The sequence below is a fragment of the Vibrio atlanticus genome, assembly GCF_024347315.1.
Lineage (GTDB): Bacteria > Pseudomonadota > Gammaproteobacteria > Enterobacterales > Vibrionaceae > Vibrio > Vibrio atlanticus.
The window spans coordinates 2689223-2704452 of record NZ_AP025460.1; the positions used below are offsets into that span (position 1 = coordinate 2689223).

The 15230-nt window shown below is 44.2% G+C and carries 15 protein-coding genes; 4 read left to right on the forward strand and 11 right to left on the reverse strand.

All coding sequences use genetic code 11. The annotated features are described in order from the left end of the window. Positions 1–433: 433 nt before the first annotated feature. Positions 434–1771 (forward strand): IS4 family transposase, encoded by a 1338-nt coding sequence (locus OCV30_RS11960; RefSeq protein WP_065680110.1) that lies wholly within the window; start codon positions 434–436, stop codon positions 1769–1771. A 54-nt stretch (positions 1772–1825) separates the two neighbouring features. On the opposite strand, the gene rlmM is transcribed toward OCV30_RS11960, so the two are convergent. From rlmM to pomA, 7 genes are all read right to left on the reverse strand, one after another. Next, entirely contained in the window at positions 1826–2917 is a 1092-nt protein-coding gene (gene rlmM, locus OCV30_RS11965) for a 23S rRNA (cytidine(2498)-2'-O)-methyltransferase RlmM (protein ID WP_065679442.1), read from the reverse strand. Further along, on the reverse strand, positions 2914–3312 hold the full coding sequence (locus tag OCV30_RS11970) for a DUF423 domain-containing protein (protein WP_004734382.1): 399 nt from the start codon (positions 3310–3312) through the stop codon (positions 2914–2916). Before OCV30_RS11970 ends, rlmM begins: the two co-directional genes overlap by 4 nt. Beyond that, positions 3302–3925 (reverse strand): alpha/beta fold hydrolase, encoded by a 624-nt coding sequence (locus OCV30_RS11975; protein ID WP_065679443.1) that lies wholly within the window; start codon positions 3923–3925, stop codon positions 3302–3304. Before OCV30_RS11975 ends, OCV30_RS11970 begins: the two co-directional genes overlap by 11 nt. Next, positions 3918–4826, reverse strand: coding sequence for a transcriptional regulator GcvA (locus OCV30_RS11980; RefSeq protein WP_017080068.1), 909 nt, complete (start codon positions 4824–4826; stop codon positions 3918–3920). The genes OCV30_RS11975 and OCV30_RS11980 overlap by 8 nt, the downstream gene beginning before the upstream one ends. Positions 4827–5491: 665 nt before the next feature. Next, positions 5492–6940 (reverse strand): tRNA uracil 4-sulfurtransferase ThiI, encoded by a 1449-nt coding sequence (gene thiI / locus OCV30_RS11985; protein WP_009847462.1) that lies wholly within the window; start codon positions 6938–6940, stop codon positions 5492–5494. Positions 6941–7291: 351 nt separating this feature from the next. Beyond that, positions 7292–8239, reverse strand: a complete 948-nt coding sequence (locus OCV30_RS11990) for a flagellar motor protein MotB (protein ID WP_009847463.1) — start codon at positions 8237–8239, stop codon at positions 7292–7294. Positions 8240–8250: 11 nt separating this feature from the next. Beyond that, positions 8251–9015, reverse strand: coding sequence for a flagellar motor protein PomA (gene pomA / locus OCV30_RS11995; RefSeq protein WP_009847464.1), 765 nt, complete (start codon positions 9013–9015; stop codon positions 8251–8253). 298 nt (positions 9016–9313) lie between these two features. On the opposite strand from pomA, the gene xseB reads away from it, so the two are divergent. From xseB to dxs, 3 genes are read left to right on the forward strand one after another with little or no spacing between them, the layout of a single operon-like run. After that, positions 9314–9556, forward strand: a complete 243-nt coding sequence (gene xseB, locus OCV30_RS12000) for an exodeoxyribonuclease VII small subunit (protein ID WP_004734405.1) — start codon at positions 9314–9316, stop codon at positions 9554–9556. A 20-nt stretch (positions 9557–9576) separates the two neighbouring features. After that, positions 9577–10461, forward strand: a complete 885-nt coding sequence (ispA, locus tag OCV30_RS12005; RefSeq protein WP_009847465.1) for a (2E,6E)-farnesyl diphosphate synthase — start codon at positions 9577–9579, stop codon at positions 10459–10461. A 21-nt stretch (positions 10462–10482) separates the two neighbouring features. Next, positions 10483–12366, forward strand: a complete 1884-nt coding sequence (gene dxs, locus OCV30_RS12010) for a 1-deoxy-D-xylulose-5-phosphate synthase (protein WP_065679444.1) — start codon at positions 10483–10485, stop codon at positions 12364–12366. Positions 12367–12492: 126 nt separating this feature from the next. On the opposite strand, the gene pgpA is transcribed toward dxs, so the two are convergent. From pgpA to ribH, 4 genes are all read right to left on the reverse strand, one after another. After that, positions 12493–12999 carry a phosphatidylglycerophosphatase A gene (gene pgpA / locus OCV30_RS12015; RefSeq protein ID WP_065679445.1) on the reverse strand — a complete coding sequence of 169 codons (507 nt, stop codon included), beginning with the start codon at positions 12997–12999 and terminating at the stop codon, positions 12493–12495. Next, on the reverse strand, positions 12999–13973 hold the full coding sequence (gene thiL, locus OCV30_RS12020) for a thiamine-phosphate kinase (RefSeq protein ID WP_065679446.1): 975 nt from the start codon (positions 13971–13973) through the stop codon (positions 12999–13001). Before thiL ends, pgpA begins: the two co-directional genes overlap by 1 nt. 115 nt (positions 13974–14088) lie before the next feature. Then, on the reverse strand, positions 14089–14556 hold the full coding sequence (gene nusB / locus OCV30_RS12025) for a transcription antitermination factor NusB (protein WP_004734399.1): 468 nt from the start codon (positions 14554–14556) through the stop codon (positions 14089–14091). Further along, positions 14556–15026, reverse strand: coding sequence for a 6,7-dimethyl-8-ribityllumazine synthase (gene ribH, locus OCV30_RS12030; RefSeq protein ID WP_004734398.1), 471 nt, complete (start codon positions 15024–15026; stop codon positions 14556–14558). Before ribH ends, nusB begins: the two co-directional genes overlap by 1 nt. Between the last annotated feature and the right edge of the window lie 204 nt (positions 15027–15230).

A 15230-nucleotide genomic window follows, 5' to 3' on the forward strand; every position in this document is an offset into this window, starting at 1 on the left:
AGTTATCATTTACATTCTTTACTTACATTTACTTACTTATAATAAAATACAATTTGATTAGGATGTTCTTGCTGTAATTTACTGCTGAATTTTAAATAAACCCTTCTTCGTTTCATCGCTGAACTAGGTAGCCGTAAGTATCGATAGCTTACGGCTTTTTTGTCTCATATTGACACTAATAGTCGACAATTCGACGACTATCAACCAAGTTGAATTAGTCACATTTACACTTAAATATGACTAAAAACGCATATAGACCAACCTTTCTAAACTACCCATACGAAGCGATAATCAAGCTCATAAACAAACTTCAGATATAAAAAATGCCCCTTAAAGGATAACACTGATCATTTAAGCATTTTCCTGATCAGTTGAACGATCCTACAGATGGTTAACAATACCCTTAAGCACTTTTGTTTAAGGGTATTTTTTTATGCTGTCACACTGGTTAATCGATGTTGACGATTTTGCTAATCCAGAATCTCTTTCTTTGTTCCAAAAAGACCTTCCGCTAGATTGGATAAACCAAGCTTTATCTGAAACGAACAAAGCGAGCATGCGCCGTAGAAAGTTACCTGCCGAACTTGTTGTATGGTTAGTCGTTGGTATTGGTCTATATCGAGATAGACCGATTACTGATGTACTCGATAAACTCGACCTCAAATTGTCTAATTCATTGGGTGAAACAATTGCACCTAGTGCAATTCCTCAGGCAAGAAAACGCCTCACCGCTAAGCCTTTAAAGTCATTATTCTCAATCACAGCAAAGCACTGGACACAGTCGGAAGATGCGGGTGATAAATGGAATGGTTTGAGCCTATTTTCAATCGATGGCACACAGTTTAGAACTCACGACAATCCAAGCTTAGCTGAGCATTATCAATATGTTTACTACCGAAAAGACAGGCACACTGAATATCCAATCGTTCGAATGTGCGCACTCACATCACTACGGAGTCGACTTATTCATGATGTGGCTTTTGGGGAAAGTTCTAAAGGTGAAATCAGCTATGCAAAAGATTTAATTTCATCAGCAGTCCCGAATTCATTGACCATTTTTGACCGTTGCTACTTGAGCGCAGAACTTATGCTTAACTGGCAACAAGAGCATGGGACAAGTCACTGGATGACGCCAATAAAGTCGAATGTGAAATATGAAACCATCGAGCAACTCGATGATGATGGGCGAGATCTGATTGTAGAGATGAAAGTCTCTCCACAAGCTAGAAAGCAAGACCCGAGCCTCCCGGAAACGTGGAAAGCTAGGCTGGCTCTATACCCCGATGATGGTGAACAACAACCCAATCATATACAAGGGCTGCTGACTTCTCTAACAGATAGAAAATACAGTTTAAAATCATTATTAGATGTGTACTTCGAAAGGTGGGAAATCGAGAATAGTTATGGCGAGATTAAGCATGACATGCTTGACGATGAAATTCTGCTCCGCAGTCAATCTGTAGAGGGTGTAGAGCAAGAGATATGGGGTATCCTTATCGCGTATAACTTAATCCGCCTGGAGATTAGCCGAATAGCAAAAGAGGCTGAAGTCTCACCACTTAGGATAAGCTTTACGATGGCACTTCGAGATATTCAAGATGAGCTAATGTGGTGTGCTATCGCCTCCCCAGGTTCGGTTCCCAAAAAGCTGCGAGCTATGAGAGAGCGAGTGAAACGTTATATTTTGCCCGAAAAACAAAAACGGCCCAAAGATAGGACCGTTCGTTTTAGTAAGACTCGCTACACTGTGCGATCTAAACACCTTAAATGATAGGTGTTGCCTTAAAGGAGCATTTTCTTTATCACTGACACACTAATGTAAATATTAGTACGGTGAGATATTCGAAAGCGACTGAATATGAACCGTGATCTCTTCGCGATCGTGGTAAAGGTGCTTCGCCTGCATCTTGAATTTAACTTTGTTATCAATCAGGAACTGTTTCAGGTTCTCGATATCCTGCAGTACTTCATCGTAACGGCCTTTCATTGGCAGTTTAAGGTTGAACAATGCTTCTTTCGCCCAGCCTTTGATGATCCACTCACCCATTAAGTGAGCAACACGAGCTGGCTTCTCAACCATGTCACAGATAATCCAAGTAACGTTCTTACGGTCAGGTTCAAATTTAAAGCCATCTACCATATGGTGCTTGATTTGACCCGTTTCCATTAGGCTGTCCGCCATCATGCCGTTGTCAACACAGTGAACGAACATAGAACGCTTAACCAGTTGGTAAGTCCAACCACCTGGACACGCACCTAAATCTACGCCCCACATACCAGGAGCAAGACGCTCATCCCACTCATCACGAGGGATGAATACGTGGAACGCTTCTTCTAGCTTCAATGTAGAACGGCTTGGCGCATCTGATGGGAACTTCAAACGAGGAATGCCCATAAAGAACTGTGAGTTATTGGTTGGGTAAGAGTAACCCACCAAGCAATGACCCGGAGCGATAAAACATAAGTGAAGCACAGGCTTCTTAACATTGTCTTTCGCTGTCATCAGACCTTTACCACGCATAGCTTGACGCATTGGCACGGTAAACTTACGGCAGAACTTCAAAAGCTCTTTCGCTTCATTGGTGTCTGGCGTTTCAATACGGATATCGCCACAACGTGGGAAACCTTCTTTCTCAGAAAGCGCCTCAAGAATTGGAGAGATACGATCATCAGTCGGCAGATCTTTGATTTCAGTGGCTACCGCGATCATTTGACGAGCAAAGATCAGCGATTGGAAGTCGATCTCTTTAACCAATTTATCGGCTTCGCCTGCTTGATAACATTCAAACAATACAAAGCCTGTATTGTTCTTTAAGCGAGGAAAACCAAACACTTCCAGTTGTGTTGCCTTGTCTTGAATTTCGCCAGCACATTCTTTTTCAAAACCAGAGCGACAATAAAGTAGTACGTGTTTCACTGAGTTACCTCTTTTATATTCAAAGCAGCGAAGGAGAAGACTCCCCAACCAATGATAAATAGTAGACCACCAAACGGAGTGATAGGGCCGAACCATTTTATTCCTGTCAGTGCCAAGCCATAAAGGCTGCCACTAAAACAAAGGATGCCGATGATAAAGCAAATTGCCGCAATGAAAAAATATTTTTGTGATTTAGCGCCAAGTTTCATCTGCAGTAGAGCGCCACACGCCAATATCGCCAAAGTATGGATAAACTGATACTGAACACCCGTCTCAAACACGCCTAACAGATACTCAGGTAAAATAGCTTTCAACCCGTGAGCCGCGAAGGCACCAAGCATCACAGCAATCGCGCCAGAGATACCTGCAAACGTGAGTAAATACTTACTTCTCATCGAGTACCTCTTTGATAAACGCCGACAGCTTCTCAACCGTTAAGGCAATATTCTGCTGCTCTGTGTAACCAGAACTCTTACGAGGCTTAAAGCTGTGATCACCGTCTGGGATAAATTCAACACGAATAGAATCCGACAGGGCGAAATCGGTAAACTCTTCACGCTTACCAAAGGTATCGCGCTCACCCTGCAAAATAAGACATGGCTTTTGTAACTCAGCTAAGTGCTCACCTTTGTACTTCTCTGGCTTACCTGGAGGGTGGAAAGGAAAGCCTAAACAGGCCATCGCTGCCACCTTATCAACTTCAGACAAATGGCTCGCCATACGCCCTCCCATCGATTTTCCGCCAATCACAAGCTTATCGGCATCGCACTGCTCAATGATGTCTTGGTAAGCTTCAAGCAGCTTAGGGGCTCTGTCAGGTGGACGACGCTTGCCATCTTCAGCACGTTTAACCATGTAAGGGAAATTAAAACGAATCACTCGTATCCCTTTAAAGGCTAACCCTTTTGCCACCAACTGCATGAATTCATGATCCATACCTGCGCCAGCACCATGTGCAAAGACAAAGGTGATTGGATTGTTTTCACCATCAATGATGACGTTATTCATCGAGTAAATCCTCTTGTTCACTTTGCGCTTTCGCCAGCATCCAATCACGGAAGGTAGCGATACGGCCCATATCGGCTTGTTTCTCATGACAAACCACATAGAAGGCATTCTTGCTCACCAATACTTCGTCAAAAGGCGCAATCAAACGACCCGCTTCGATTTCAGGTTGCGCCAACACGTTGTTACCCAGTGCAATACCTTGGCCGTGAGCTGCCGCCTGCAACACCATGGTTGAGTGGCTAAAGATAGGACCGTGATTGACGTTTACCCCATCGATGCCATTTTGCTTAGCGAACTGCTTCCAATCCTTTCGAGAAGTATCATGCAATAGCGTATGACATGCCAAATCGCTTAGAGATTCTAATGGTTTGGTACCAAGCAACACTGAAGGTGAGCAAAGAGGGATCAAGTATTCTTGATAAAGCTTATCGGCTCTAAGCCCCGACCAATTGCCTCGACCATAATAAATAGCTACGTCTACGTCATCGGTCAGCGAGCCTTCATCCATATCAACGGCTTTAATTCGTACGTCGATATCAGGTTCTTGCTGATTAAAGTCTGCAAGCCTTGGCACTAACCATTGAATGGCAAAGCTTGGCGGTAAGCTGATGGTCAATGCGCCCTTCTCACTTCGCTCAAGCACTTTATCCGTCGCTTCTGCCAGTGATGTAAAAATATCTTTGATGTCTAAGAAGTAGCTCTGACCTTCTTCAGTCAGCAGCAAAGAGCGATTTCTTCGACGAAACAGCTTCAAAGACAAGAATTCTTCAAGCGCTTTAATCTGATGACTCACTGCAGCTTGAGTAACAAACAACTCTTCTGCAGCGCGCGTAAAACTCAAGTGTCGAGCAGCGGCTTCAAACACTCTTAGCGAGTTTAATGGGGGTAATCGACGAGACATAGGTACTCTCTAAATAAGCATTAGTTTTTTTTATCTGAAACATTATAATTTGTCCATTGCCTAGCGGCCAGAGAAATTCTATATTTCATCCCGCAGTAGCTAGCCTGAACGGCTTGATTCTCTCTAGAATCAATTGGTTTAGCTCCTGCGATGTTGTGTTTGCAAACTCGTTCTTTTCGAGTTGGGTAGAGTTCTACCAAATGTTTTGTTGCAGTTCTATACTGAAACGAGACATGTACTTCCTGTATTTATTTTGACCTGTCTGTCAAATTTGTTTACACCGCCTTATGGGCGGTGTTTTTTTATGTGCAAAGAAAAATAACAACAAGTTTATCAATAGCTGTGCTAATTAATCTTTGTTATTTTTCATCGTTAATCACAGAATCAGACACCCACTCAAATAATCAACTGAACACATACAAATAGAACCATTGAATAGCACTAAAAAGTAACAGAGTTCCTCAGATACTCACACTTCTTCGGTCACCTACAAGCCAACTTAAACCCCATCATTTCAATCTCAGAGTCTCAAGAAAGAGCATGATGATACCACGTCCAAACGCATGCCTCTTTCTACTGTCAATCCTTCATCATAGACAATAAAAAAGCCGCTTACTTTTCAGTATGCGGCTTTGCAAAATTATTAACGGTTGGTCAACACACCACTATGGGCGGTAAACCTTAACGTTGTGGAAGCCTTGCTCTTGCAAGTAAAGCGCTTGCAGACGGCTCATGACACCACGGTCACAGTACAACAAGTACTCTTTCGATTGGTCTAGGTCACCAAACTGAGTTGAAAGCTTGAAGAACGGGATGTGTTTGATTTCAACACCATCGATCTCTAGCGGGCTTTCGTCTTCTTCGTCTGGGCTACGGATATCAAGAACGACAGCGTGCTCAGCAACGGCTTGAACTTGCTCCACTTCTGGTGCCTGTTCTTGGCTCTCTTTCTCGATATCACGGATATCCATAATACGAGCATTCTCGATCACTTGCTCTAGCACTTCGAAGTTAAACTTAGCTTCTTCCGCTTCTAGTTTGCCTTTCTTCGCTTTCACGGTCGGCTTCTTAGAGATAACACCACAATACTCAGGCATTACTTTAGCGAAGTCTTCAGTACCAATCTTACGAGACAGGTCGATGATGTCTTCTTTGTCCCAGTTGATCAGTGGACGAAGGATCAAAGTGTCCGTCACGTTGTCGATATGACGCAGGTTAGTTAGCGTTTGGCTAGAGACCTGACCAAGAGCTTCACCCGTTACTAGTGCTTCGATACCGAAACGCTCTGCAACCATACCACCAGCACGCATGAACATACGCTTAAGAACAACGCCCATTTGGCCGTCTTCAACGTTCTCAAGGATCTCTGCAACTACAGGTTCAAAATCGATAGAGATAAACTTCACCTTTGCAGATGAACCGTATTTATCCCATAGGTAGTGAGAAACTTGCTTAACACCAATCTCGTGAGCAGGGCCACCAAGATTGAAGAAGCAGTAATGCACTTTAGAACCACGTTTGATGTGTAAGTAGCTTGAAACACCAGAATCAAAGCCACCAGAGATCAAGCTAAGCAGATCTTCTTGAGTACCAAGAGGGAAACCACCTAGGCCTTTATGACGTTCAATAACTTGGTTTAGCTTATCGTTCTCGACTTCAACTTTAACGGTAATATCTGGATTTTTCAGTTTTACTTTTGCTGATTCAACCGCTTGATTTAGACCGCCGCCTACGTAGCGTTCTAGCTCGATAGAAGTAAAGTCATGCTTACCACGACGCTTAGCACGTACAGAGAAAGTCTTACCTTCAATAAGAGCACCGCTACGCTCAAGGACTTGCTCGTAAATATTGTGCAGGTCTTTAAATTCTGATTGCTGAACTTCAAGGGAGTGATGAATACCCGGAGTTTGCGTCAATACTTCGAGTGTTTCTTTAAAGTATTTGTCGCTCTCAGACGTCACTTCGATATGGTCACGGCGGTTGAAGACAGCCACAGACTCAGTACGACGCTGAAGAATAGTACGAATATTACGTTCTAGAATCTTTGTGAAGCGCTTACGCACCGATTCACTTTTTACAAAAATTTCCGGGTGGGGCTTAACAATAAATTTCATAGTACTTTCACGCCAATAAGGTTCACAATTTTAATAGGTTCATCACCACGTAAAAGGTCATTTCACATAGTTATTGAAGCAATAATAGATCAATATTAAATCTAAGGGCGCGAATTATACATGAGAAAATCAAACAAGGAAAAGAGTGCGTGCTTTGGTGCCATTAATAAACTCACCTTAGTGACAAACTATCGTCTCGATTTCATCCAAGCTCATTTATCCATATCTTCTCTTCTCTTCTCTTCTCTTCTCTTCTCTTACTAGCTTGGTACAAACCCTTTTGTGTATCAGACAAAGAAAAAGCCCAATCTACGACAGATTGAGCTTTGGGATGCATATTCTTGGTAAATACTATTCAGTGATTACTGGGACTTCTTCACTGTAAAGCGGTTCGCCCTGCATAATACTGATTTCAACACGACGGTTTAAGCTACGTTGCCATTCAGTATCGTTCGGCTCTACTGGCTCAGTATCGGCCATACCGCGAACTCTTAAACGTTGATGAGAGAAACCACGGACCTTTTCCATCTCTTGAGCCACAGACACCGCACGCTGCGATGACAAATCCCAATTAGAGCGATAAAGCTCAGAATCAAGACGTTGATTATCAGTATGCCCAGAGATTCGGACAATGCCCGGAACATCTTTCACTAACTCGGCAACCTGTCTAACCAATGGTCGGAACTTAGGTTGTAGGAAAGCAGAACCCGATGGGAATGCGCCTTTTTCACGAATTCGAATCACAATTTGCTGGCCAAGGTTTTCCACCTCAATCGCGCCTTGGTCGATCTCTCGCTCCAACGCCTTCTTGATGCTCTCCATCAAGGTTTCCATCTCTTGAGACTGTTCTTGAGCTTGCTGTTGCTGCTGATCTGATTCTGAGTTTTGGTTGTTGTGCGCAGAAACCTCTGCTGATTTACCCCCAGTCATCTTGCCCTGATCACGCATCGTACCGCCAGCACGCTCAGACTCCCCTTCATGAAACTCTAGAGTTTGCTGCGTAATATCAATGGTTTGCTGCATGATTACATCAATAGGCGTCGGTTCTGGGCGACCAGGACGAAACTCCTGCGCAATAATGCTGGTACCTTTAGGAATGTCTTTTACTTCCAAGCGGTTTTGTACACCAAACGCGAATTTCATTGAGCCTGCGATCTGTTTAAATTTCAGTACGTCCATCTCAGAGAATGAGAGGAGCAGTACAAAGAAACACATCAACAATGACATCAAGTCAGCAAATGTTCCCATCCATTGTGGCAAACCCGGAGGGGGACATTTACATGGATTTTCTTCATCCATTTTTATTCCCCTTAAGCCATTTCACCATCAATCGTACGTTTACCTTCGTTAAGGTAACTCTTCAGGTAACCGTCAATAACTCGTGGGTTTTGACCATCTTGAATCGCGAGTACGCCATCCATCACCAAACGACGATTCAGTGTCTCTTGGTCACGACGTAGAGCAAGTTTGTCCGCGATAGGGAAGAACACCATGTTCGAAAGAATTGCACCATATAGAGTGGTTAAAAGTGCAACCGCCATCGCCGGCCCGATCGCTTTTGGATCATCCATGTTCGAAAGCATGGCAACCAAACCAACCAAGGTACCAATCATACCCATTGCGGGTGCAACATCACCAAAAGCTGTAAATACTTTAGCGCCCTGTTCGTGACGTTCTGTGGTTAACGCGATGTCTTTTTGCAGTGCTGCACGCACTACATCACCATCATGGCCATCAACCAATAGGTCGATACCCTTTTGCATGAAACTGTTGCTGATTTCCATCTCTTCAAGTGCTAAGAAACCGCCTTTACGCGCGGCATCCGCCATCTCTACGACTTTAGCAATAAGATCTTCTGGCTCATCGGCTTTAAACATAAATGCTTTACCGGCAATTTTTGCCGCACCAAAGAACTGTCCCATGGTGAATTTCATTAGAACAACAAACGTTGAACCACCAATCACGATCAAAACGGATGTCGTGTCATAGAACATCCCGAGGCTTCCACCTAGGATCATTGCCATAATTACGAAGGCAAATCCACCAATCAAACCTATTAGGGTTGCTAAATCCACTGAGCACTCCTCATGCTTTTTTACAGTTCTACGTCGACGATAATATTCTTATCGGCAAGACTATAAGATCTTTTAGTTAATTCTTCGTCTAAGTATCACACTTTTCGTTTTTGAATCACAACTATTGGCTTACTTTGGACTTATCCAAAGCGTATAAACTCGATAAAGCCACGGTTATTCAATCAAAGTAAATTCAAGCGCCTTAAAAACGAACTTTCTAGCAAAAATTCTTGGTTACATTTGACCATCTCAGCGGCCTAGGGTAACGTTCGTTCATCTTTCCAAACGCAGATTTATTATGGCTACTAAGAAACCTGAAAATATGAGCTTTGAAGCGGCTATCGAAGAGCTTGATGGCTTGGTTGATCAACTAGAAAATGGTGATCTAGCTTTAGATGATGCGCTGAAAAAGTTCGAACGAGGCATCTCCCTCGCTCGTGCTGGTCAAAGTAAACTAAACGACGCTGAACAGCGTGTTAGCATCCTGCTGCAAAATGATGAAAATGCAGAACTGAGTGACTTTAACCCACAACCTGAATAACAAATTGTATGAGATCCCCTATGATCGAGACGTTATTGTCTTATCAAGCACGTAATAACGAGCAACTTAACCTTTGGCTTGATCGCCTGCCACACCAAAATCAGAATCTCATTAACGCGATGCGTTATGGGTTACTTTTAGGCGGCAAACGCGCACGTCCGTTTCTTGTCTACATTACAGGGGAAATGCTCGGTTGCACTGCGGAAGAACTCGACACTCCAGCTTCAGCAATCGAATGTATTCATGCCTATTCTCTGATTCACGACGACCTTCCAGCAATGGACGACGACGAATTGCGTCGTGGCCATCAGACTTGTCACATTAAATACGATGAAGCAACGGCAATTTTAACTGGCGATGCACTACAAACTCTCGCGTTTACTATACTTGCGGAAGGTACATTAAGTGCTGACGGGGAGAGCAATCGCGTTCGAATGATTCAACGCCTAGCAGAAGCGTCTGGTGCACAAGGTATGTGTATTGGACAAGCTCTTGATATTGAAGCTGAAAACCGCTCTGTCACGCTAGAGGAGTTAGAAGAAGTTCACCGTAACAAGACTGGTGCTCTAATGAAGAGTGCGATTCGTTTAGGTGCTCTAGCTGCTGGCGAAAAAGCGTTCGAAGTGATGCCTCAATTAGATAAGTACGCCGATGCAATCGGGTTAGCCTTCCAAGTTCAGGATGATATTTTAGATATCATTAGCGATACCGAAACTTTGGGTAAACCACAGGGCTCTGATCAAGAATTGAACAAAAGCACCTACCCTTCTTTGTTAGGTTTAGAGGGCGCTCAAGAAAAAGCGCAAACTCTGCTACAGGAAGCGCTTCAAGCTTTGGCTGCAATCCCATACAATACCCAGTTACTCGAAGAGTTCGCCCGATACGTCATCGAGCGCAAGAACTAAGACAATAAGCGCGCATTACCTATGACTCTTGATATATCCAAGTACCCAACTCTTGCTTTGGCTGATAAGCCAGAGGATTTGCGTCTACTTCCAAAAGAGACGCTTACACAGCTTTGTGATGAATTACGCACCTATCTTCTAAACTCAGTGAGCCAGTCAAGTGGCCACTTAGCATCGGGCTTAGGTACGGTAGAGCTAACCGTTGCTCTGCACTACGTGTACAACACGCCTTTTGACCAGTTGGTTTGGGATGTTGGTCACCAAGCCTACCCGCACAAGATCCTTACAGGTCGTCGTGACCGCTTATCGACTATCCGTCAAAAAGATGGACTGCATCCATTCCCATGGCGTCAAGAGAGCGAATACGACACGCTTTCTGTTGGTCACTCTTCAACATCGATCAGCGCCGGGCTTGGTATGGCGATCAGTGCGAAGAAAGAAGGCAAGAATCGTAAAGTCGTCAGTGTGATTGGTGATGGCGCGATTACTGCGGGTATGGCCTTCGAAGCGATGAACCACGCGGGCGATATTCATAATGACATGCTGGTTATCCTTAACGATAACGAGATGTCGATCTCTGAAAACGTCGGTGCTCTGAACAACCATCTAGCTCAAGTTCTTTCTGGCAGTCTTTACACGTCAATTCGTGAGGGTGGCAAGAAAGTGCTATCGGGCGTTCCGCCGATTAAAGAGCTCGTTCGTCGTACAGAAGAACATCTAAAAGGCATGGTTGTCCCTGGCACCATGTTTGAAGAGTTAGGCTTTAACTACATTGGTCCGGTTGACGGTCACGATGTGAATGAGCTGATTAAAACGCTTAAGAACATGAGAGACCTAAAAGGTCCTCAGTTCCTGCATATCATGACGAAGAAGGGCAAAGGCTACGAGCCAGCAGAGAAAGATCCAATCGGTTACCACGGCGTTCCGAAATTCGATCCCGCACACTCAAGTCTGCCTAAGAGCACCAGCTCTAAACCAACTTTCTCTAAGATTTTTGGCGACTTCCTGTGTGATATGGCTGCGCAAGATCCTAAGCTGATGGCAATTACGCCAGCAATGCGTGAAGGTTCTGGCATGGTACGTTTCTCGAAAGAGTACCCAGAGCAATACTTCGATGTAGCGATTGCTGAGCAACACGCAGTGACACTAGCAACGGGTATGGCGATTGCGGGTGATAAGCCGATTGTGGCTATCTACTCGACATTCCTACAACGTGGCTACGATCAACTGATCCACGATGTCGCTATCATGGATCTACCGGTTATGTTCGCTATTGACCGTGCAGGTCTTGTTGGCGCCGATGGTCAAACACACCAAGGTGCGTTCGACTTAAGCTTTATGCGCTGTATTCCAAACATGGTGATTATGGCGCCAAGCGACGAAAACGAATGTCGCCAAATGCTATACACTGGCCACCAGCACACAGGTCCAAGTGCCGTTCGTTACCCTCGTGGTAATGGCATGGGTACTGAGATTCAAAGTGAATTTACTGCGCTAGAAATTGGTAAAGGTCATATCGTTCGTGAAAGCGAAAAAGCAAAAGATGGCTCGAAAGTCGCTATCCTGAGCTTTGGTACTTTCCTTGAGAGTGCACTTCAAACGGCTGACGCTATTGATGCGACAGTTGCTGATATGCGCTTTGTGAAGCCACTCGATGAAGCTTTGATCAAACAGCTTGCTGCTGACCACGATGTATTGGTTACAATCGAAGAAAATGCGATTGCAGGTGGTGCAGGCGCGGGTGTGATTGAATTCTTGATGAAAGAAAAGCTGCTGATGTCAGTATTGAACCTTGGTCTACCAGACAAGTTTATTGCTCAAGGTACTCAAGGCGAACTGCATGAAGAGCTTGGCTTAGATGCTAAAGGCATTGAGAAGTCTATCTCTGACTATCTTGCTAAATAGCCTTAATACGTAAGCTCTAAAGTCGTAAGCAATAAAAGCAAAAAAGGTTGGCCCTAGGGTCAACCTTTTTAGTATCCGAGACTTAGCTTAATGTGCTTGCAACTAAGTCTTAATCCTTCAGCTAACTTAAACTAACCAGCCCGCGAAATGTGCCACTGCATACAGCGAAATCGCCGCCATAATACCCGCCACGATATCATCAATCATGATACCTAAGCCGCCGTGAACTCGCTTGTCTAACCAACCAATTGGCCATGGTTTTACCATGTCAAAAAAGCGGAAAAGCACAAAACCAGTGAACAGCCATTTCCAATCATCCGTAGGGATATTCAATAAAGGCACTAGACCCATGGTGATCCAAAAGCCCGCAAACTCATCCCATACGATAGAGCCATGGTCGTGTACACCCATATCATCAGATGTCACCTGGCAGATCTTGATACCGATAATACAACTAACAACCACTACTGCGACATAAGCAGGAAACGGTAACTGAACCAGCAATAGATAAAATGGAATCGACGCAAGCGTGCCCATTGTGCCTGGAATAATAGGCGATAAGCCACTACCAAAACCCGTTGCCAATAAGTGCCAAGGATTTTTAAGAGAAATAAGAGAAAGTGGGTTTGTCATCAATTAACCTTAAAGTGATCGTAACCAGTTAAGTTCCAGCTTAGTGGTTCACCATTATTGTGTAATTCAAAATATTCTACAGGTCTTATCTGGCCAATGCAGGTGACTTTTGTGCCAGTGTGTGACAAAGCACTTTCCAGTGAACCTTTATTTTCTTCCGGCACGGTAAAGCAGAGTTCGTACTCTTCACCACTGGTAAGCGCATACTGCTGTGCAGAAGCGATATCGGAAGAAAACTGGCGTAATTCAGCGGAGATAGGCAACGCACTCACATCAATGCTTGCACCGACCTGAGAACGCTTAAGGATGTGTTTTAAATCAGAAATAACACCATCAGAGATATCGATGGCAGACGAAGCAAGACTCACTAATGCTTGACCCGCCAAAACTCGTGGAGTGCTCAGGTAGTGTCTCTCTTCAAGCTCTAACGCATAAGGCTTAGCTTTGTTCTGTTCAGGGTCTAATATCACCTCTAGTCCCGCTTTGCTGTCGCCTAAGTTGCCCGTTACGTAAATCCAGTCACCCACTTTCGCGCCATCTCTGCGTAGTGCTCGACCTTCGGGTACAAAGCCCTGCACAGTAAGCGTTAAACTCAACGGTCCTTTGGTCGTGTCACCACCAATAAGTTGAATTCCAAAGTAGTCTGCAAGTTTGAAAAAAGAATCACAGAAGGGAGCAAGCCACGCTTCATCGACTTCAGGCATGGTTAACGCAAACGAAACCCAGGCAGGCGTCGCGCCCATAGCAGCAAGATCACTGATGTTGGAAGCCAAGGCTTTGTGTGCCACCCAAGCTGGGTTTGCTTCCGCTAAGAAGTGAGTGCCCGCTACTAAGGTGTCTGTACTGATCGCGATCTGAACATTACTTGGCGCTTTGACCAAAGCACAGTCATCGCCCGCTGCCAGATGTACGTCTTTACGTTGTGGTTGTCGATTTACAAAATATTTTTCAATCAGGTTAAATTCGCCAGACATCACATGCCCTATCTTTAGTCTTCATACAAATCACCGTAATTATTGATATTACAGAAATTTAGTTACAAAAAAGGCCAGCATAAAAGCTGACCTTTAGATTCAATATACGAACGTCTTATTTCTTACGAACGTGCGGTGCAGCTTTATCAAGCACACCGTTAACAAACTTATGGCTGTCTTCTGCTGCGAATACTTTCGCAAGCTCGATAGCTTCGTTGATAACCACTTTGTATGGTACATCTTCGCGACGAGTCATCTCGTACATAGCTAAACGTAGAAGCGCTAGTTCCATCAAATCCAGATCTTGCATAGGGCGAGATACGAATGGACGAAGCTTGCTATCAAGTTCCATGTGGCTAAGAGCAACACCAGTTAGTAGGTCGCGGAAGTATGCAACGTCTGTTTCTGGCATAGCTAGAGCAGGTTCTGCGGCATGATGCTCTTCTTCATCATACTTACCACCAGATAAGAACTGTTCTTCAACGGTAGCAATATTTTCTTTAGTAATTTGCCAAGAATAAATTGCTTGTAGAGCAAATTGACGTGCGTTACGACGTGCGGCTGGTTTCACACTGGCCCCCATTAGGAATCGATTTCAGAAAGAACGTTGATCATCTCAAGTGCGCTAAGTGCTGCTTCTGCACCCTTATTACCAGCCTTGGTTCCTGCGCGTTCAATAGCTTGATCGATCGTATCAACAGTAAGAACACCAAACGCTACTGGAAGAGAAAATTCCAGAGACACTTGTGCCAAACCTTTATTACATTCACTACAAACATAGTCAAAGTGAGGTGTACCGCCACGGATTACTGTACCAAGAGATACAATCGCATCGAACTTACCCGTTTTTGCAACGCGTTGCGCTACAAGTGGAAGTTCTACTGCACCAGGGCAACGAACAACAGTGATGTTGTCTTCGCTTACTTGTCCATGACGCTTTAAAGTATCGATTGCACCAGAAAGTAAACTTTCGTTAATAAAACTGTTGAAACGAGCAATAACGATAGCAATTTTTGCATTTGGCGCTGGGAAGCCACCCTCGATCACTTTCATAAGCCTTCCTTTAACTATTTTCATCAAGTGAGAATCGCCGGATTCTAGCACAAAACTGTGAGCAATATCTAATGCTAATTTAGAAGAACAGACACCGGAGATGTAAAGATGATAACGCAGCGCTGCTGCCAACCATATTGGAGCAGCAAGTAGCCAAACTTGTGTATTCAACACGTTTTGAATCGGGCTTGGCTACTTTACTCT

Bases quoted from the DNA above. Each gene is read 5' to 3' on its own strand.
- thiI (WP_009847462.1), bottom strand. From the start codon at position 6,940: ATGAAATTTATTGTTAAGCCCCACCCGGAAATTTTTGTAAAAAGTGAA.
- dxs (WP_065679444.1), top strand. From the start codon at position 10,483: ATGACTCTTGATATATCCAAGTACCCAACTCTTGCTTTGGCTGATAAG.
- OCV30_RS11990 (WP_009847463.1), bottom strand. From the start codon at position 8,239: ATGGATGAAGAAAATCCATGTAAATGTCCCCCTCCGGGTTTGCCACAA.
- OCV30_RS11975 (WP_065679443.1), bottom strand. From the start codon at position 3,925: ATGAATAACGTCATCATTGATGGTGAAAACAATCCAATCACCTTTGTC.
- xseB (WP_004734405.1), top strand. From the start codon at position 9,314: ATGGCTACTAAGAAACCTGAAAATATGAGCTTTGAAGCGGCTATCGAA.
- OCV30_RS11980 (WP_017080068.1), bottom strand. From the start codon at position 4,826: ATGTCTCGTCGATTACCCCCATTAAACTCGCTAAGAGTGTTTGAAGCC.
- OCV30_RS11960 (WP_065680110.1), top strand. From the start codon at position 434: ATGCTGTCACACTGGTTAATCGATGTTGACGATTTTGCTAATCCAGAA.
- thiL (WP_065679446.1), bottom strand. From the start codon at position 13,973: ATGTCTGGCGAATTTAACCTGATTGAAAAATATTTTGTAAATCGACAA.
- OCV30_RS11970 (WP_004734382.1), bottom strand. From the start codon at position 3,312: ATGAGAAGTAAGTATTTACTCACGTTTGCAGGTATCTCTGGCGCGATT.
- ispA (WP_009847465.1), top strand. From the start codon at position 9,577: ATGATCGAGACGTTATTGTCTTATCAAGCACGTAATAACGAGCAACTT.
- pgpA (WP_065679445.1), bottom strand. From the start codon at position 12,999: ATGACAAACCCACTTTCTCTTATTTCTCTTAAAAATCCTTGGCACTTA.
- nusB (WP_004734399.1), bottom strand. From the start codon at position 14,556: ATGGGGGCCAGTGTGAAACCAGCCGCACGTCGTAACGCACGTCAATTT.
- ribH (WP_004734398.1), bottom strand. From the start codon at position 15,026: ATGAAAGTGATCGAGGGTGGCTTCCCAGCGCCAAATGCAAAAATTGCT.